15 protein-coding genes are annotated in these 19,089 nt (G+C 54.7%); 9 read left to right on the top strand and 6 right to left on the bottom strand.

What is annotated here, in order from left to right:
• The first annotated feature begins 41 nt into the window (after window positions 1-41).
• From B9A19_RS02470 to B9A19_RS02490, 5 genes are read left to right on the top strand one after another with little or no spacing between them, the layout of a single operon-like run.
• Window positions 42-878, top strand: coding sequence for a TnsA endonuclease N-terminal domain-containing protein (locus B9A19_RS02470; protein ID WP_084088961.1), 837 nt, complete (start codon window positions 42-44; stop codon window positions 876-878).
• Window positions 878-3,010, top strand: a complete 2,133-nt coding sequence (locus B9A19_RS02475) for a TnsB C-terminal domain-containing protein (RefSeq protein ID WP_084088962.1) — start codon at window positions 878-880, stop codon at window positions 3,008-3,010. The genes B9A19_RS02470 and B9A19_RS02475 overlap by 1 nt, the downstream gene beginning before the upstream one ends.
• Window positions 3,003-4,643, top strand: a complete 1,641-nt coding sequence (locus tag B9A19_RS02480; RefSeq protein ID WP_217806959.1) for an ATP-binding protein — start codon at window positions 3,003-3,005, stop codon at window positions 4,641-4,643. Before B9A19_RS02475 ends, B9A19_RS02480 begins: the two co-directional genes overlap by 8 nt.
• Window positions 4,644-4,654: 11 nt before the next feature.
• Window positions 4,655-6,466: a TnsD family Tn7-like transposition protein gene (locus B9A19_RS02485; RefSeq protein ID WP_084088963.1), complete on the top strand. Its 1,812-nt coding sequence runs from the start codon at window positions 4,655-4,657 to the stop codon at window positions 6,464-6,466.
• Entirely contained in the window at window positions 6,447-8,075 is a 1,629-nt protein-coding gene (locus B9A19_RS02490) for a hypothetical protein (protein ID WP_084088964.1), read from the top strand. The genes B9A19_RS02485 and B9A19_RS02490 overlap by 20 nt, the downstream gene beginning before the upstream one ends.
• Window positions 8,076-8,210: 135 nt before the next feature.
• Here B9A19_RS02490 and B9A19_RS02495 read toward each other — a convergent pair whose 3' ends face one another.
• The gene (locus tag B9A19_RS02495; protein WP_139798609.1) at window positions 8,211-8,537 is read right to left on the bottom strand and encodes a helix-turn-helix domain-containing protein; all 327 of its coding nucleotides are present in this window, start codon (window positions 8,535-8,537) and stop codon (window positions 8,211-8,213) included.
• A gap of 183 nt (window positions 8,538-8,720) precedes the next feature.
• On the opposite strand from B9A19_RS02495, the gene B9A19_RS02500 reads away from it, so the two are divergent.
• The 3 genes from B9A19_RS02500 (at window position 8,721) to B9A19_RS02510 (ending at window position 13,228) form a co-directional block, all read left to right on the top strand.
• A complete protein-coding gene (locus B9A19_RS02500; RefSeq protein ID WP_084088966.1) occupies window positions 8,721-9,719 on the top strand; it encodes an AAA family ATPase in 999 nt (332 codons plus the stop codon).
• Between the two features lie 8 nt (window positions 9,720-9,727).
• The gene (locus B9A19_RS02505) at window positions 9,728-12,304 is read left to right on the top strand and encodes a S8 family peptidase (RefSeq protein WP_084088967.1); all 2,577 of its coding nucleotides are present in this window, start codon (window positions 9,728-9,730) and stop codon (window positions 12,302-12,304) included.
• A 121-nt stretch (window positions 12,305-12,425) separates the two neighbouring features.
• Window positions 12,426-13,228, top strand: a protein-coding gene (locus B9A19_RS02510) for an IS5 family transposase (protein WP_373277991.1) whose coding sequence is annotated in 2 segments (ribosomal slippage) — window positions 12,426-12,756 and window positions 12,756-13,228 — 804 coding nt in all. Because the reading frame shifts where the segments join, the coding sequence is not laid out codon by codon here.
• Window positions 13,229-13,362: 134 nt separating this feature from the next.
• Here B9A19_RS02510 and B9A19_RS21960 read toward each other — a convergent pair.
• The 3 genes from B9A19_RS21960 to B9A19_RS02515 all read right to left on the bottom strand — a co-directional run bounded on the left by B9A19_RS21960 (window position 13,363) and on the right by B9A19_RS02515 (window position 15,798).
• Window positions 13,363-14,880 (bottom strand): OmpA family protein, encoded by a 1,518-nt coding sequence (locus B9A19_RS21960; protein ID WP_139798611.1) that lies wholly within the window; start codon window positions 14,878-14,880, stop codon window positions 13,363-13,365.
• Between the two features lie 88 nt (window positions 14,881-14,968).
• Window positions 14,969-15,133 (bottom strand): hypothetical protein, encoded by a 165-nt coding sequence (locus B9A19_RS22415; protein ID WP_176216740.1) that lies wholly within the window; start codon window positions 15,131-15,133, stop codon window positions 14,969-14,971.
• Window positions 15,134-15,450: 317 nt separating this feature from the next.
• Entirely contained in the window at window positions 15,451-15,798 is a 348-nt protein-coding gene (locus B9A19_RS02515; protein WP_084088968.1) for a helix-turn-helix domain-containing protein, read from the bottom strand.
• A 309-nt stretch (window positions 15,799-16,107) separates the two neighbouring features.
• On the opposite strand from B9A19_RS02515, the gene B9A19_RS02520 reads away from it, so the two are divergent.
• Window positions 16,108-17,418 carry a hypothetical protein gene (locus B9A19_RS02520; protein ID WP_084088969.1) on the top strand — a complete coding sequence of 437 codons (1,311 nt, stop codon included), beginning with the start codon at window positions 16,108-16,110 and terminating at the stop codon, window positions 17,416-17,418.
• Between the two features lie 206 nt (window positions 17,419-17,624).
• On the opposite strand, the gene B9A19_RS02525 is transcribed toward B9A19_RS02520, so the two are convergent.
• Both B9A19_RS02525 and B9A19_RS02530 read right to left on the bottom strand, forming a co-directional pair.
• Window positions 17,625-18,476: a DNA/RNA non-specific endonuclease gene (locus B9A19_RS02525; RefSeq protein ID WP_084088970.1), complete on the bottom strand. Its 852-nt coding sequence runs from the start codon at window positions 18,474-18,476 to the stop codon at window positions 17,625-17,627.
• A gap of 99 nt (window positions 18,477-18,575) precedes the next feature.
• On the bottom strand, window positions 18,576-18,902 hold the full coding sequence (locus tag B9A19_RS02530; protein ID WP_084088971.1) for an H-NS histone family protein: 327 nt from the start codon (window positions 18,900-18,902) through the stop codon (window positions 18,576-18,578).
• Window positions 18,903-19,089: the final 187 nt, after the last annotated feature.

Raw genomic sequence — 19,089 nt, forward strand, 5'->3', positions numbered from 1 at the left:
TTGGTGGCTATGGTGAAAGTATCTCGCTGAGGTAATTCGCCATGGCCCGTCGTCGCTATTCGTTCGACGAAAAGAAGATCGCCCGCTTTGAAAAAGAGGGGCGTGGCCAAGGTGTCGGCGACGACTATCATCCCTGGCTTACCGTACAAGACGTGCCAAGCGACGGTTTGGCCACGCGGGTCAACGGCTACAAAATTCGCCGCCAACGGCATGCACTGTCTCAGCTGGAAGCCCAACTGATCCGAATCCTGGACTGGGAAGACCATGTCTTGGACATCCGTGAGCAGTTTCCTTTGCCCAGAGAAGCCACGAGGAAAATTGCTGCCGAGATGGGCGTGAACCATCCTGCCGATTCCGTGACCCAAACGGATTTGGTCGTGACGACCGACATGCTGGTTGATGTTTTTCTGAAGCAGCGCCGGTTTCAGGTCGCCATTGCCGTCAAGCCCACGGAAGAGCTCGATCGGCGTACGCTTGAAAAACTGGAAATTGAGCGTCGCTATTGGGCTGAGCGGCGGATCGAATGGCGCCTCTGTACCGAAAAGGACATTCCCGTACAACGCGCAGAAAACATTTGGTGGGCGATGGCCAATCGTGACCTGAGTGGCCGTGTGGTGGCGTACCCGAATTTTTGGGACGACTGTGTAGCGGCTGTTGAGGAGAGGCTGCGTGTTTCGAGTACAAGCCAAACAATTGCACGAGAATTGGAGCAGCTTGAAAAGGCGGCGGGTTGGCAGGTCGGCGCTGCAATGACGGCCTTGCGGTTTTTGATTGCCAACAAGCGGATCCACATCGACCTTGATCAGCCGCTGGACTCGAAAGGGCCGATCGCCCAGCTGCACTTCAACGCGATGCATCAGCGAGGAGCTGTCGCCTGATGCTACTCCGCAACGATCTGATCCATTATCAAGACCGAGGTAATACGCTCCGCGTCCTTGCATTTCAAGGCGACGATGCCAAGACGGTTCTGATCGATATCCATGATGCAGCAGCGCAACCGTTCATGGAGAAAACGGCTACGTTGCATGCTGACCTGGAGAGTGGTGCTGCCAGCCTCTTGTCAAATGATCCCTTGCTGCGGATCCTGGATGAACGCTCGATCCCTATAAAGCAGGTGGCTAGCCGTGATCGCGCATGGCAAATCATTGAGCCCCTCGTCCGCACACCAGAAATTTTCCTGCGATCTGAACGTGGCAAGTTAGTGACTGCTGCAGTGCATGAGCACAAAGTCACAGTGCAGTCTGTCTACCGCTACCTTCGTCGTTATTGGCAGCGCGGCCAGACACCGAACGCGCTTCTCCCTGACTATTGCAACTCAGGTGCCCCGGGGAAAACCCGGCGCTCCACCCCCGGTGTCAAAAGAGGACGGCCACGGAAGTTTGTTGATTCAACGGGAATTAATGTCACGCCCGAGATGCTGCAGATTTTTGCGGTGGCGATCCAGCGTTACTACGCTGGCGAGCGCAAGCGCTCACTGGTCGATGCGTACGATGACATGATCAGGCAGTTTTTCCTGGATCAACATAGGGACGCTGAGACAGGGGAGGTGCACCATCGCTTCAAGGATGGTGCCGAGGACGGGCAGCCGACATTTGCCCAGTTCAACTACTGGTATGAAAAGCAATTCAGCCGCTTCGCGATCAAACGGGCCAGGGTTGGTGCCAAAATCTATGACAAGGACCTGAGGGGCATCCTCGGTTCTTCAACAGCCCGGGAAACCGGGCCTGGCTCCAGATATCAGATCGATGCAACGATCGCCGATGTTTATCTGGTTTCCAGGCTCGACCGCAAAAAGATCATCGGTCGCCCGGTGCTCTACGTCGTGATTGATGTCTTCAGTCGGATGGTGGTGGGCATCTACATCGGCCTCGAGGGGCCATCCTGGGTGGGCGCCATGATGGCGCTGGCCAACGCAGCCGGCGACAAAGTCACGTATTGCCAGCGCTACGGGGTGGAGATTTCTGCTGCGGACTGGCCTTGTCATTACCTGCCAGAAACACTCCTCGGAGATCGCGGTGAAATAGCCAGCCGCTACATCGACAATCTTGCCAACAGCTTCAACATCGATATCGAAAATGCCAGCTCCTATCGGGCGGACTGGAAAGGGATCGTGGAACAACGCTTCAAGTTGATTCCTGCCAAGTTCAAACCCTATGTTCCCGGGTACATCGAACCGGATTTTGGCGAGCGCGGCGCGCGTGATTACCGCCTAGATGCGATTCTGGACCTGGATGCGTTCACCCAAATCGTCATCGAATGCCTGCTCTACTACAACAACTATCACGAGCTAAAAAAATATGATGCGGATCGCTCCGTGGTAGCGGACAACGTTCCTAGAATCCCTATTGAACTGTGGGATTGGGGCATTGCCAATCAGAGTGGGTCGTTGCGTGCATTCCCGGAAGAACGGGTCAAATTCCAGCTTCTGCCCACGGGTAAAGCTTCGGTCACGGCGCAAGGAATCAAGTTCAAAAATGCTTACTACACCTGCTCCTTAGCGGTTGAACAGTACTGGTTTGATCAAGCGCGCCAATCCCGCTGGCGCTCCATCGAGATCAGCTATGACCCGCGGGACATCGAAGTTATCTATTTTCTGGACAAGGCCAGTAACAGCATTCAGGCATGTCATCTGACAGATCGCAGCCGGGCAGATCGGGGACTCTCTGAATGGGAAGTCGAACAGCAGGCCATTGCTGCCAAGCGGCAGTCCCAGCCTCGCAAACGAGAGCAGGTGCTGGCCCAGGCTGATTTGACCGCGGCGGTAGAGCGTGTAGTCAAGGCGTCGCGAGAAAAATCGGGTGACGTGACACATAGTGCTTCCAGCATCCGAGCGATTCGCTCGAACCGCGCTCAGGAAAAGGCAAGTAATCGGCAGGAAGAAACCTTCCGGCTGGGGGCCACGCCTAGCAGCCATGCCAAGGCGAAGGTCGTGCCATTGCGCCCGACCAGTAACGATTATGCGGAGCCGAGCATCGCTGAGATTTTAGGTGAGGATGACGATCATGACTGATCCGATGATCGATATGCCTGAATTGCCGGAATATCGCGACAACCCCTTCATTGCACCATTGCCGCCACTTTGGGCGCCGCAAGAGACCGTCAAAGCGCTGAAGGATGTCCCGTTTTTTGACCCGAAAGAAAGGGCATACCCCGCACATTTGCGTATCCACTGTGTTGCACGACTGGCCCGATATTTCGAGCCGCTGGAACGCCAAGTCATGCTGGCAGAGCGTCTCGGGTTGTTGTTGCGGCAGGGCTATGTAGGTCGAAATCCACTAGGTGGGAATTTCCAGCGCCAGCTCGCGCAAGGCCCGATTGCCATCAAGGACGGCAAATGGGGCGGGGCAAATTCCACTCACTGTACTGCGAGTGGCTCTACGCTGTTGGGATGCTCCGGGATCGGTAAGTCGACCGCGGTCGAACGGATTCTCAAGCTCTACCCGCAAGTAGTTCAACACGAAGCGCCGATTGCTCTCCGCCAATTGGTTTGGGTCAAAATCGATTGCCCCTACTCAGGTAGCCCGCGTCAGATGTGCATCAATTTTCTGAGTGTGGTCGACCAACTGCTTGGCACCAACTACCTGCACCAGTATTCCAACAGCCGTGTTGCCTCGGTCGACCATGCAATGGAGATGATGGCGATGGTTGCCAGGCTGCATGCGCTTGGCTTGCTGGTGATCGACGAGATCCAGCATCTGAAGAACGTCAAAGGCCTGGATCAGGAAATTTTGATGAGCTTCCTGGTGACGTTGGTCAATCGTATCAATGTCCCGGTGTTGCTGGTTGGGACCCCCCGTGCGCTTCCTATTCTGCAGGGGAATTTTCGGGAGGCACGGCGTGCCAGCGGCGTGGGCTCATTCACATGGGAGCCACTGGCGTACGATGGCACGTGGGGCTACTTCGTTAAGCAACTTTGGCGATATCAGTGGACTGCAGAACCGACACCGTTAACCGATGACCTCTCCGCTGTTTTGCATGATGCCAGCCAGGGGGTCATCGACGTCGCGGTGAAACTATTCATGTTGAGTCAAATGCGCTTGCTGCGCATCGCTAGTTCGCGGCGCAATACGGCCGAGCGCATAGACGAAACATTGTTCCGCAAAGTATCCGCAGAGGATTTAAGACTGGTGCAGCCCATGCTGCAGGCGTTGAGGAAAGGGGATAGCAATGAGCTAGCCAAGTATGATGACCTGCGCCCATTCCGAGACTATGTTGTCGATTGCTTTGCCAGCAGCATGGGTGAAACAGCTGAAAGCCCGGTCAATCCAATGGTGGCGCCCAACAATTTGGGCGAAACCAGCACAGAGGAGGCTGCAGCTCCCTCGGACACCCAGAAAATTCTGGATGCTTTGCGCTCACTGGGCATCGCTCCCGACGTTGCCAAGCTATTGGTTGAGGAAACCCTGGCTGCACAACCAGACGCCGACATCCTTGACGTGGTTGCCCTCATCTCCGCCCACCTGAAGGGCAAAACGATTGCCAAGCAGAAGCCCCGGAAGCGAGACAAACCGCAGGCACCCGCCATGCCAGCCTCTGATTTGCGGCGGATCGTCGAAGAGGGGCAAGCGGCAGAGATGAGTCCCTATGAGAGTTTGCGGAAGGCGGGCATAGTCCTTGATCTGCAAAACAGGGCGCTGCTTTAGGAGCGCACCGTATGCTTGCGTATTTTCCCAGCCCTTACCCTGATGAGTTGCTTTACAGCATCGTGGCGCGATTCGGGGCTCATACGCAGGCGCACAGTGCCAAGCAACTGACCGAGCTACTCTTTGGCTATCGCAGTGAAATAGCTGCAATCGCGTTGCCTGGACACATTCAGGCCCTTGCGGAGCAGCTGCCTCAGCCGCAGTGGGCCGCCGAGACGATCGTGACGCAGTGCACGCTGTATCCCTACTGGCTGGCGTTTCAGCCGCAGGTGGTCCAAGCGCAGGTGCTCTTCGCCATGTTACGAGGGAGCACGGTTGGCTTGGCATTCAAGCTCGGCATGCGACGTGACAGGATGCATATCCCGGACCAATTGCGGGCCTGCCCGTATTGCATTGAAGAAATGCGCCAGCGATATGGCGAACCCTATTGGCGGCGCAGCCATCAACTGCCTGGCGTCCTGGTTTGCCCGGAACATGGCGAACCGCTGATGGAGAGCAATGTGCCGGCGCCGCTTTCCAACCGGCATGCGTTCATGCCGGCAATATCCGTTTTGTCCTTGGCCCCACAAATACATCTGCCACTGCCGGTACATTGGCCTCAGCTGCAATGTCTGGCTGGCGCACTGGGTAATCTGCTTGGTAACCCGCCTGAGGCCCGGGTGCCCCTTGCATGGCGCAGCGAGTACAAACAACAGTTGTTGGCCAAAGGGTACGGCCGAGGCAGCAGCATTGGTCTCGCCAAATTGAGCACCGAGATGGAAAGCTTCTATGCACCGGTCGCGCACTACCTTTTGCCTGGTGACTTGGGTGACATGCGTTGGGTTCAGGCGATGTACCGCAGCAGAGGAGTGATGTCTCCGCTGTTCCACGTTCTGTTGCAGCTTTTTCTTGATGAATGCTACCCGGTTGCGGCGCCCTTCGGGATTGGCCCTTGGCCATGTTTGAATCCGCTAGAGCCTCACTTCGGCCAATTCACCGTGGACCATGTCGAGACGCATCACAATAGGGATGGTTTGGTTGGCCGCTTCGAATGCAGGTGTGGGTACGTGTATACGCGTCGTGTCGATGCAGCTCGTGGCGGCCTCACAAACCCCAGACCCTTGCGCTATGGCGCGCGCTTTTTCGAGCAGTTGGCCGCATTTTTGCAGCAGGGACTTGGGCTCAGGGCGATAGCCAGGCGCTTGCAGGTAGACCCTGCAACAGCCAAACGGGCCATCCTGCAGATGACGAACACTGAGCTAACCACAGATAAGGCCTGCGCTGAGCTGCAGTCCCGTCGTCAAGGATGGCTGGCGCTCAGAAATCGCTTGCCGACTTGCGGCCGCAAAGCACTGGCCTTGGCAAGTAGGGGGCTTTACCACTGGCTGCGCAAGCATGATGCGCCGTGGCTGCTTGCCCACATGCCACCACGACGAGGCGCTCATGAGGTAAAGACGCATGATTGGGATGCCAAGGACAGGTATTGGCAGGCCTGCTTGCCAGCAATTGCCGCGGAGATTTCCAAGGATGAGCCTCCCAAGCGGGTGACGCTCGCCGAACTCGCGCGCCGGTCAGGATTTGGTCGCTGGCTTTGTGATCATGTGCACCAATTGCCGCTGACACGTTCAACTGTCAATGTGCTTTGCGAATCGACCGAGGCGTTTCAGATCCGCCGCCTTCACTGGACGGCGGCACAGATGAAAAAAGATCATCAACCCATCGTGGCGTGGCGTCTGCGCCGTCGAGCAACACTACCGTCGCACGTCAGCCCGCAAGTCGAGGGAACCGTGGCATCTATTGTTCAAGTCGAATGGCGGCGAATTCATGGCCAGATTCCTCATTAAGGACTTCCGAGAAAAGGATGAGCCGCTGGAGATATTCTGGCTGACCGGATTGCAACCGACGCCGGCGGAGCACGGTAGGGTACTGAGAGTCGTGACCAAGGGCATGCGCTCGGGTGAGCTCGCGCAGTGGGTGCTGCCGATAGACATGCTGCCCATCATGGCGCTGGGACGATGTTTCGAAAATGGGCGGATGCTGACCAAAATCTCGGCAGGCACGTTGAGTAGCCTGCAAATTGGTGACCTGGCCAGCGGAACCGAACTATCTTCGGCTGAGCTGCCCGCAGCGCTGTACTCATTCGCTGGCCGCAAGACCGGTGTACAGAAGCTGGTTCGATACGATGTTGGGACACACCACATCTATATCCCCACTTTCGAGTTGATTCGGTATTTTCTGGCGCACAACCGACTGTTGGCCGGCATGCTGATGTTTCCCGAACAGCTCCTGCTGCTGTATGACTTTGTAGCACCGGGTATTCATGATCACCTGCTGCTCAAATTCACCAGAATGATCCGCCCCAGAATGCTTTCTCCGTCGTTTGCGGCTGAATTCGCTTGGTTGGCAGTTCATCCAGAAGGGCGTGCTAGCTGGGACAGCGTGAGCTCGAGATCCGCAGGGCAGCCCTATATGAGCATGAAGCTGCCACACACGACGGACTGCGAGCTGAGGTACCGAGGCATCCAGCAGGGAAACGATGTGCTCGTACTGGAAATTCTTGGCGCTACCGGCCGGCAATTGCCGTGCAATGAGCTGTTTTATTCCCACCCTGCGTTTAAGCAGTCGGTGCGACACCACAAAGGTGGTCGGGACGTACAGGGTGGTGATGCTGGCGATGAACCGAGGACAAGGGATGAGCTCGAAATTCAGCGCCGCGCAAACGGCACACGCAAAAACAGCGCGCGGCACCTCGTAGAAGTCCCCCCGAAAAGCATGCCGTTTGGATCTTCCGTGCCGATCAAGAAGCTTTGGCGGGTCGTGGCCTCAAAGCCGAAGGATGGCAGTGAGCCCGATCCCAAGCGCAAGAAGGCCGGCTTTCATGGACATGGCATGCTGCCGGTGGGTATGGGGCCGGAGAACATGTTCTCTGACCTTCCCCCGATCGAATTTCAGCTGCTGACGCCGCTTGATTGGGTCTTTGCGGGTGAGCTAATGGCGCTGGCCGAAACGATCAAAGTGCTCCAGGGCATGCTCGTTGATACCCAAGTATTCATGTCGTTGTGCCAGTTGCCAGGCAACAGAGCGTTTGTTTGGGCTGGCGTGAGGATGCGGGGCTGTCTGGTTGTGTACTTCGAACCGAAGGGAAGGCCACCGGTTGTGCTGCTGGATGTTGACCGAAACGGTGCACATGCACTGGCCAGTATGGCGGTGCATTTCAAGGTAGTGACTGATTTTGCTGAGGTCGAAGAGGTGGTTGATGAATTGCTGAGCCAGCTTGTGGGACGCTTGGGGCGCTGGGGGCAAGCTGCTCCTGAGGGCGTGACTCGATGCTGCTACTGCGTTCCCATTCCGAAGGTCCAATCCCTTCGCCGAGGAGTCGTTTCTGAGGGGTATCAGTACAAAAGGGCTTTAGCGCTGGCGAAAAAATTGGGTTTGCCGCTGATGAGCGGCTAGCGGGGTGCTTTGTCATCGTGATCCCTAGTCCTGACGCGATTTGCTACTGAAGCCGCGACGACGTCGCGCAAACAAAGCGCTGGAGTGGATATCCTCGCGAGTAGCCCCATGCCGCTCCAGTGGGCGCTGCTTTGCTCAGTGTGGCATCCTGCGCGCAGCACGAAGCATGTCAACAATCGCTCTCGCTCCACTTTCGGTGCCGTCCCAAACCTCCTTGATCGTTTCCATTAAAAGCAGGCTTCCAATCGGGTCAGGGCTAGGATTGTGAGCATCAATATGTGCATATTTGCACAATTTTATGATGGCATCCCCTCTGCCGCTACATTGCCCGGCCAAAATTCTGCTGATTTGCCCTTGATCGACTTTAGTAAGTTCAGAAAGCTTTGATTGCGTTAATTTGTTGGTTTTCATGAAAAATTTCAGGCTTTGAACGATCCAAGGAATGTTGCTCTTGGGGTACATTGCGTATCCTTTGGGGGTGGCGTTTCGAAGAATCCTAATGCATAATATGCACATAATTCAAGTATGCGAATTATGCTGATTTTCATGTTACATGGCGCTTTACGGGTAAAGGTTCCGGTATCATTCGCGAAGAGGCGGTTCTGCCTGTGAGTGGGTAGGAGAATCGTTTTTTTGGAGGGATGTATGTCGCGCGCGGATCTAATGGTCGGCTTGGTAAAGGCAGGAAGTGAAGGTGATCAACAGCGCTTTCGAGCAGCTGTTGAAGCGATCGCGGCTGAAGAGCGCGCGAAGCATCACCACGTCTTTGCCGACAAACTTGAGTCGAGTCTGCGATCAGCGACTACACGCCCCAAGGCCCCGGAGGTTGTGCGTAGTTACGATGGTGGTCATGGTGGTTTGCTCTACGAGATAGAGCCTCAGCGCACGTTGGGATCGCTTTTTCTTAGTGACGAAGTCAAAGCCGTTGCGGCTGAGCTGATCGAAGAGCAGTCGCGGAAAGATTTGCTTCGTTCGTATGGTTTGGAGCCTCGCCATCGTGTGCTGATGTCCGGCCCTCCTGGTAATGGTAAGACATCTCTCGCAGAAGCCATCGCCTGCGAGCTTATGGTTCCTTTATTCGTCGTTCGCTACGAGGCGGTCGTTGGCAGCTTCTTGGGCGAAACCAGCGGTCGCTTGAAAAAGCTATTCGATTTTGCGCGGACTCACGCTTGTGTCCTGTTTTTTGACGAGTTCGACACTCTGGGGAAAGAGCGTGGGGATACGCATGAGACGGGTGAGATCAAGAGAGTTGTAAGCTCTTTATTGTTGCAAATTGATTCGCTGCCAAGCCACGTCGTAATCGTTACGGCAACAAACCACGGAGAGCTGTTGGACCGTGCCGTCTGGCGACGATTCCAGGTCAGGCTTTCCCTCGAGGGGCCCTCCGCTGCGCAGAGAGAGGCGTGGTTTGTACGTTTCCAGCAGAAGCTTGGTGTTTCGTTGGGGATGACGGCAAAGTCAATTGCAAGTAAGCTTAAGGTGGATAGCTATTCAGACTTGGAGCAGTTTTGTGAGGACGTGCATCGCCGTTATGTCTTGGCGATGCCTGCTGCGAACGTCAAAATCATCCTCGCTGAGCGTCTCAAGCAATGGGAGCTCCGGTCTGCCGCTATAAAGGTCAAGCAACCACCGCTTAGGGAGTGAGCAGCAAGATGGCTGAACAGAACTATCCATTATTGGTTTTTCCTTCAGCCGCTCCTGCCGATCGTGATAAACGAAATGCTGCCAGACCCAAAGCGTTGCACAAGCCAAGTCTTGATAGGCAACGGTCAAGGATCGGCCCTAAGTTCCACACATTACAAACCACACTCGAAGCTCAACGGCTTCAGTTGCAAGCGACAGCACCAGGTGAAAATCCTGAGATGGTGCTTGTTTTCGATGTGATCGGCTCGGTCCAAAATTTCGCAAATACTGTCAAGCGCACTCCCGGGTTGGAATGGCTATTCGAAGAGCCTGCCAGCTATGAAGCAGATGAGGATTTTTTCCTCATGGAAGATGAGGAGAGGCCGCTACTAGGCTGCATGTTCCTGATAGGGACTAATAAAGCAGCGTTAGACCAGATCATTTCCCTATGGCAGCGCTATCTTCTAGATCCCAAAGAGAAGTTTGAGCGTGGCTTCAACGCTTGGCGAGGAGTTTTCGGGTATCTCAGAGATGTTCGCTACTGGTCTGTTCAAGATCGACTTCGACTTGACACCAGAGAAACGCTGGCTAACTTCCTTGAGTCGAGTGAAGAGACGCTTCGTATCGAAATCGAAGCATGGGTATATAGCGGCGGTCCTGAGCGAAACGCAGCTGTGGCTGCGGAACTCACCAAGCTGGTGAGCCAGGTAGGTGGGCGAGTGCTTACAAGTGCCCTGATTTCAGCTATCTCTTATCACGGCTTTCTCGTTGCTCTTGATCGAGCAGCCGTAGAGCAGCTCTTATCCAGCGAGCCCCCGGAGCTAGCATTCTGTAACCGCGTGATGTACTTCAGGCCTCGCGGCCAAGCGATGGCGTTACCCTCAGAAGGTGGGCAGTCCATAGAGCATTCTGCACCTAATGGCACCTTACCTGTAGGCCCTCCGAAAATCGCGCTTCTAGATGGGCTTCCAGTACAAAATCACCCTTTGCTGCAAGGGCGCATCATTATTGATGATCCGGAGGATTGGGAGGCCGGGTACGAAGTAAAAGATCGTGTTCACGGCACCGCAATGGCATCGCTCATCACTCGAGGTGATCTCAGCCTCGATGCGCCTTCTCTTTCCTCCCCCATTTATGTTCGTCCAGTATTACGTCCAGGACCTCCCGATCTAAGGGGGGGCCGTGCGGAATGTACCCCTGATGATCAGCTTCTGATCGATCTTTTCCATCGGGCAGTTAAACGTATCTGCAAGGGCGACGCAGGTGAAGCGCCTGCAGCGCCGACAGTGCGAGTGATTAACCTTTCTCTTGGGGATGGCAATGTTGTATTCCACCAAGAAATGTCCCCTTGGGCCAAGCTACTGGATTGGCTAGCTTTCGAATACAACGTCCTCTTCGTTATTAGTGCGGGAAACTGTACCGAAACTCTGGATATCGAAATGGCTCGAGATAGCTTTAAGGAGCTCTCAGCAGCAGACAAGCAGCACGAAGTGATGAATGCCCTCGCTATGCGAGCTCAAAATCGGCGGCTGTGCTCCCCCGCAGAAGCGATCAACGGTATAACGGTCGCTGGGCTGCACTCCGACGGAGCTGGGCCATGGGTGGGTAGGGGCGAGCAGTTTCAAGCTGCGCGCGATGAAGGTATTGCGCCGTACAACAGAGTTGGGCACGGGTTTCGCCGCGCTGTTAAGCCGGACATCTTATTCCCTGGTGGTCGCATACTCTACCGCGCCGCCATTAGCTCGCCGGTACATATCGCGCGAGTCTCCCCTGTTCACACCGTGCTGGCCCCGGGGCATAAAAAAGCCGCACCGATAACCGGCGGCGAAAGGTCCCCTACCAATTTCAGTCGCGGAACGAGCAATGCAACTGCGTTGGCTACACGCGCTGCCGCAAATATCCTAGATATGCTCTCCAGCATGCGAGCAGCTAACCCAGCGTTATTGCCAGATTTCTTTGATACGGTGATCACAAAAGCTTTACTAGTCCATGGTGCAACTTGGGGGGGGCATGAAACCGAGCTTTTGAAGGCGACAAATTATGAAGATGTGCACCGTGTCGGGCAGCAAAATTTGTTGGCGAGAGCGCTTGGCTACGGTGCAGTTAACGTTGATCGCGTTCTGTCTTGCACGGATCAACGTGCGACTGTAATTGGATTCGGGTTACTGATGACGGACCAAGCCCTTGTATTTGAGGTGCCTCTCCCGCCTAGCCTACGTGCTCGTCCGATTATGCGGCGCATGACTGTGACTTTGGCTTGGCTAACGCCAACCAATCCGCAGCATCAGGCCTACCGTAAAGCGATGCTGTGGTTTGATCCGCCTAAAGACACACTAAGCGTTCATCGCCAGTACGCACATTGGCAGCAGGTACGGCGGGGCACAGTGCAGCACGAAATTTTGGAGGGGCAGGCTGCTGCTGCATTTGTTGATGGCGATGTACTAAAATTCAAAGTGAACTGCGATGCACCCGCGGGAAAGTTAGGGGTTTCGGTACCATTTTCGCTATGTGTCTCTCTCGAAGTGGAGGAGGGAGTTCCAGTGCCTATCTATCAAGAAGTGAGTGAAAAAATCAGGCCAAAGGTGCCTGTGCAGCCAGGTGGTTAATAAATTCACTAGTTTACGGTAGTGGCGGTCTGTGATCTTTCGCTACCCAGTGAGTGACTAGTTAGAGCCGCTAACAAAACCCCCGGGGAACCAAATAGCCGCAAGCCTTGCCTGACGCGGGATGAAGAGAGCCATCGTCAGCCAGCAGTTGTGGAAATCGTTGCAGCCTTTGCTGCCTGTACAACCCCGTTCGCGCCAAGGCGGCCGTCCTCGACTGGATAATCGCGCCGCGCTCAACGGCATCCTGTTTGTCCTGACTACCGGCATTCCTTGGGAAGACCTCCCCAAGGAGCTGGGTTTTGGTAGCGGTATGACCTGCTGGCGACGCTTGCGCGATTGGCAAGCCCAAGGTGTCTGGGAACGCCTGCATCTGGCATTGCTGACCCAACTGCGGCAGCACGACCAGATCGACTGGAGCCGTGCCAGTCTCGATGGCGCTAGTGTCGCCAGCCCCCGGGGGGCCTATTGACCGGCCCCAATCCGACGGATCGCGGCAAGTTGGGCAGCAAACGGCACATTGTGGTGGATCGACGAGGTATCCCGCTCGCCATTATGGTCACCGGCGCAAACAGGCACGACTCGATGGCGTTCGAACCCTTGCTCGATGCGCTACCCGCGGTGCCAGGCCTGGCTGGGCAACCGCGCAGCCGGCCCGACAAGCTGCATGCGGACAAAGGGTATGACTACCGGCGTTGTCGGGCCTATTTGCGCAAGCGTGGCATTCTGGCGCGTATCGCCCGACGTGGCGTGGATGGCGGAGAACGCCTTGGGCAGCATCGGTGGGTTGTGGAGCGTACCCACGCCTGGTTTGCCGGCTTTGGAAAACTGCGGATACGCTTTGAACGCCGCCTGGATACACATTACGCTCTGCTCAAGCTGGCTTGTTCTTTGATTTGTTTGCGTTTTGTGAAGATGTTTTGTTAGCGGCTCTTAATAGCCACTGCATATTATATGGGTATCCCATTGCTCGCGGTCTACGTGTATGCGATGTTTATCTCTCCTTGATTTAAATTTCTTCGGGGATACATTGTGATCAAAACGGGTGCTGGGCATTTGTTTTATGGCCGTTGATTTTTGATGTGTATAGTGATTTTTCCTCCGCGATTTTTTGCTAGGCATTCATTGAGCGTTTTTTTGTTTGGCCAGTCTTTGCATGGCGCGCTATTGTTATTGGGCCCTCCCCCTTTGCTTTCTATCGGTGGTAGTGAAATTTCAACTTTTTGAAGTAAGGGGAAGTTTGGCTGATGTTTCGATTTTAACTCGCTAGCTAAAATTTCCCCCACCGCCTTTGCTCGTTTTTCCGCTAGTAGGTAATTGCTTTCCGATGAGAGGTAGGTCGGATCGGCGAACCACTCCACTTCTATTTTTTCGATGCTGTCTTTTTTTGTCCTGCTAATAACACTGGAAATATAATCTTCTATTTCTAATTTTGTGCTATTGGTTATGTTGTAATGCCCTGCTTCGAAATAGACCCCAGAAAAATCTTTGCAGTATGTTGATCTATCTGGGTTGGAGATATTGCTGGAAATAAGCTCTCGTGGTAGCTCTAGTATCTGTTTTTGATCCTGTTTTTCTTGTCCATCTGACCCAAGCTCGATAAAAGATACATCTCCCCAGCCATGCCATATTAAGTGCGCGTTGTTGATAATTGCCTGGCTATCGCTCTTGCAGCCGATTGTGTCACCGAGGCTAGGGTATGCTTGCTTAATTTTTTCGAAGGTTGCTTGGTCGCTAATTATATTGACTCGTTTCTTTGCTAGTCCGGTCAAAATTACAATTTTTTCTGGTAAAGGGTATTCGGATAGATCGTTTATGAAATTTAGAAAAAGTATCGTAAAAATTAAAAAGCATCCAAATAGCTCTACATCTTTTATTTTTATGCCTTTTTTTAAGCGAAAATTAATCAATGACTTTACAGAAAAGTAAAGTAATACGCTTAGAATTATGAATTGCGATATCGAGTAAATTAGATTTATATTTTTTTCGTTTCTATCGATGAAGTGGGATGCATCACTAACTGCTTGAGTTACGATATTTGTTACAATTTTTAGCTGTACGGTGTTGTCTGGTTTTTTTTGTTCTTCTAGGCATGTAAATATTAATATAGGGGCCATAAGTAATATGGCGCATGGGAAGTGAGCGAGAAGTAGTTTCGTGTTTTTTAGATGGGAAAGTGTGTTTCTTGTGAATTGTGAGGTGACTATTTTTTTTGTGAGTTTTTTGAGTGAAGAAGTGAGAAAAGAGGTTACCTCGAATAGGAACCATCCAACAAAAAAGGCTGTTGATGTGGCTGCGGTCATCAGAATAACAATAAAAAACCCAGCCATGAGCAGCCCAATTCCATCGGACAGAGAAACTCCTTTGGGTAGGATCTTCCAAGTTGCAAAATAGAACGCGAAAGGCAGAAAGCAAGCTAAGCCGGCTATTTTCTGGGAGAAGATGGCCTGCACAAGCCGAAGCGCCGGTTCTGTAAATGTGGTTGAAAACCATGAATCATCTTCGGTGCTCGGCGTGTTATTTTTCGCCGCTAGGATTGTGAGTCGATTTTTGAAACGAAATCCAGAAAATTTGCTCATGTTTGAACTTATCAAAAGCTATTTACGGTTGTGCTGTTGTAAAAGGGCCGAGCATTACACTCAGCCTTAGCGTTATTGAACGATTAGACTAGGTGGGGACCTGCAACCAATAAACCTCAGACGTGAGTTCACCATAGATATTGAGCAACTTGCCCGCAGATTTTTGGGGCAGGCTGAGCAGCCGGTTTCGCGTGGAGAGATCCAGCAGCGTGTGGCGCCCTTTCTCGAGCTGCGCTGCGACGGTGTCGGCCATGGTTGTGCCCCTGAAATGCAATGCATGGGGCGTCCCGGTCAGCCGTTTAACCCCATTCCCTTGCGAATTCTGAATGAAATTGCTGTAAGCAAAAGCGGAAACCCATTCAATATTTGATGGGTTGGTGACATTGAGGGTACAGCAGCAAGAAGCCAGTGCTCAAGAATTGGTAGTGAGACTGTCTCGAAAAGAAAGACTTTTGAGATGGGGGGGCCATTGGAACGTTGCCGTTCCTCAGGTGGTCTTGTCAGATTTTGCGAGCGCCGAATTGTCTGGCTATGGAGCAGCCGCATGCGCAGGGTGATGCCCAGGGCTAGCTACTTCTTTCCCAGATGAAGTGCTGTTTGCCGGATGAGATCCAGGAGAAATTGCCGGTCTTGCTCGGGTACCAGTTGCAGCCAGGCGGCGATCTGTTCGACAGCTGCAGGCGTAGATGCGCTCGGCTCCTCGAGCAATTCCCCGATGGATATCTGGAGCAGCGACGAGAGCTTTTGCAGGGTACGCAGTGATGGTGAGGTCAGTCCGCGCTCGATGCGGGAGACCGACGCAGGTTCAAGCCCGAGCTGTTCGGCACAGCTGTCCTGTGTGATGCCGAGTTGTTTGCGGCGATTGGCAACATTGCGTCCGAGGCGCTTGAGTAGCTCTGCAGTTTCGTCCTGGACCACAAATGTCTCCTTTTAGGAAGACATCTATGGTCATGCCTTATCAGTTCCTCGATAACAACCTAATATGTGCATTTGTTTGTAAACATTTTAGGACTTATCTTGCACGCCCAACACAGCCCAATGTCACCGGCAGCAAAACAGGTATCGCCGCGCTCATCCGCTACCTTGGTCAAAATCGGTACCTCTCTTGCTGCAATTGCCTTGGTTCTGACCGCTTGCGGAGGTGGTGGCGGTGGCAGCTCCAGCTCTGTCGTAACACCCACTGCCACGCCAGTGCCCGTTGCGACACCCACACCGACGCCTGTGCCGATGCCGGCGAATGCCGCCGTCTCGACCAACAACGGCACGACGTTCGACTACGCGTATGCCGCAGGCTTTAACGGCGATTCCGTTGCTGCGCCGGCGACGGCCGGCGACTACACGATCAGCAAAGTCGAGTTTGGCCAGATCAATCTGATGCAGGTCGGTGATCCGTATTTCGCGTTGACTGCCAATCGTGATGTGCTGGTGCGGGTGTCGGTCTTGGGTAGCGTGGCCAACCTGGTGGCGCCGAATGTGGCGCTGAGCTTGAAGGATGCCTCGGGCAGCACGCTGTTCAACCAGGTGCTGTCGCCCAAGAGCGCCAACATGGTGTTGCCGACGCAACGCGACGTGGCTGATACCTACGTGAGCAACACGACCAGCCCGAACGGCCCGTTGCCGTGCTACACCGGCCGCAATGTAGCCGGCTGCCCCAGCACCAGCGCAACGGTGGTCAAAACGGCCGGCGCCAGCATCCCGGACCTGTACCACGCCTACATCGTGAAGATCCCAGCTGCTAATTTGCCGGCCGGGACACTGACGCTGGTGGTGAATGTGCAACCGGGTACGACCCAGCAAGCATCAACGGTCGGCAATACCTTGAGCGTGCAGATCCAGCCGCGCACGGTGGCGCCGATGGATCTGACCCTGGTGCCGTTCCAGGTCGCTGGCGTTTCGCCGACGCTGCCGAGCACCGCGCACGTCACCACGATCGCCATGCGCTACTTCCCGGTGTCGCAGGTTGTCGTGCGTCAGCGTGCACCGATCGTAGTGGCCGACACGGTACTGGGTGGCAAGACACCGGCACAGTATGGCGATGCACGCCAACCGTTGCTGGCAGTGCTGGATACGACCTATCAGCAGGATGGGGTGACCAGCAGCTACTACCTCGGTGTCGTGCCGGGTACCGGCCAGGACATTGGCGGCATCACACTGGGCCGGGGTTCTGGCATCGCGCTGTTCGGTGATAGCACCTACGACATCAACGATTCGTTGCGTCGTGAGCTGAACAATGGCCCGGCCCACTTCGGTGAAGTGAATGCGGCCAACGGCTGCGGTTCTGATGGCGGCGCCATCCTGCCATCTACCTTTGCCGATGGCGGCTTGAACGGGGTGTGGGGTGTCGATCTGATATCGGATGGCAGCAAGATCACCCTGCAAAACCCAGCAAAGAATCGCTCCATTGCCGGCTACTGCATGGGGCAGTGGTCGAGCAGCTATCAGGTGAAGACGTATATGCGTGATGCGAAAATGGGCAAACTCAACGCGACCGAGCTGAACACGACCTACACCACGGTGGACCCTGTGGCTTGGTGGTAATCACCACATGCAATGACATCGCGCGGTTTCGGCCGCGCGCTCAAACCGCCCTCGTGGCGGTTTTTGCTTTTCAAGCGCCGAACCTGGCCAAGTGAGGCGTGAATCACGTTTGTTTAGCTGTACAGCTAAACAAGCCAAAATCGCTAAACAAAACTGCGGGATGGTACTGGCCAGCAAGAGCGTCAATCCGCGTGGAGCCGCTACTCCTATAGCGCAGGCAGCAGCTTCAAGCCAGTTCGCTCGACCAGCGTTTGGTAGCTAATCACCCCGTCCAGCTTGGCGTCGCCCCGGTTCTCCACCCAGTAGGCCCAGCTTTTGTTGGTGGCTGGATCGTAGACCAGCTTGTACAGCGCATCCGGTACCCAGACCCGTTGCATGTTGGGATCAGCGGAATGGTGCTGGCTGAACACCGGACCGGTGATGACATACACGTCACCGCCGGCGCGCATCACGTATTTACGCACTGCTTTCTCGACCGATTTGGCCCACACGCCGCGATTGTTCTCTGGTGCCTGCGGCACCATGTTGGCCAGCGAGAAACTCTGTGCCATTGCTTCCGGAGTTGGCATGTCGCCGGCCGGCGCCATGTGGCCACGGTCGTAGCCAGACCCCTTGTAGTCTTCTAGGTTGGCACGCTTGGCCGATGGCAAGCGGGCTTCCGCATAGAAGCGATTGGTGCGCTGTTCATCTTGGGCATCGAGCAACTGCGCCTTGTTCAAGCGCTCGGCCACGAACAGCGGGGTGTGACTGGCGCCTGAGTGGTAAACGGCAAAGGCTGAGAAGCACAGCGCACGCGGCTGCCAACGTTCGGCGTGATCGACCTGCGGCGGCACGCCTTCAAAGAAGAACTGCGGGCAACCCGCAAAAGCACCTGCACCGCCAGCTTGGTGATGGCCCTGTCCGGCGGATGGCAAATTGAATGATGCCGGCAAGGCCGCTTTGGCCTTGGTCAGATTGCTCAACAACAGCTTGGTGTAGTGCTGGCCGGTCGGGGTGAAGGTGAGTGCGGCAGCACTGAGCAGTGCGCCAAAGAAAACAGCGGGTAGTTTACTGGCCATCGAACCTGGAGAAAGAGAACGGAGAGCGTTTAGCGCAGAAGCAAAACAGCGCGGTCATCACCGCGCTGTTGGGCAATCAGTTGAGCAGCAGTCGCGTGCTCAAATCTTCAGTTGATCCAGCTGACCTCCGTTGGAGAGGAACTCAATTACCCACAACGGCTTGCGACCACGGCCGGTCCAGGTGGCCGAAGCATCGGCCGGATTGCGGTATTGGGCGACGCCAGCGCCTTTTTGCTTGGCACGCGGCTCAGCCGCTGCAGCGCCACCGACTAGATCCTTCAGGTCAAAGCCGCGTTCCTGCGCCAGTTGCTTCAACAGGTCCAGTGTCGCTTTTTTGTCTTCGACCTGGCGGCGGGCAATCGTTGCGGCAATGTCTTTTTGCAGCTGGAACAGTTCTGGCAGGGTGTATTGGGAAAGATCGCTCATGATGTGCCTTGGCTGAATATGGGTTGTTATTGCGGCCATTCTCGAGCAATCAAGAGCGACTCGCTGATCAGGAAGTATACATGGCGATTTCCGGATTTTTGAGGCGCCAAAGTCGCTATGGCACATCCACAGGCGGTGGCGGACTCACAGACGGCATCTGATTATCTTTCCCGGTAGATTCTAGGAT

Origin of the sequence: Andreprevotia lacus DSM 23236 (assembly GCF_900176275.1) — a bacterium.
Taxonomy (GTDB): domain Bacteria; phylum Pseudomonadota; class Gammaproteobacteria; order Burkholderiales; family Chitinibacteraceae; genus Andreprevotia; species Andreprevotia lacus.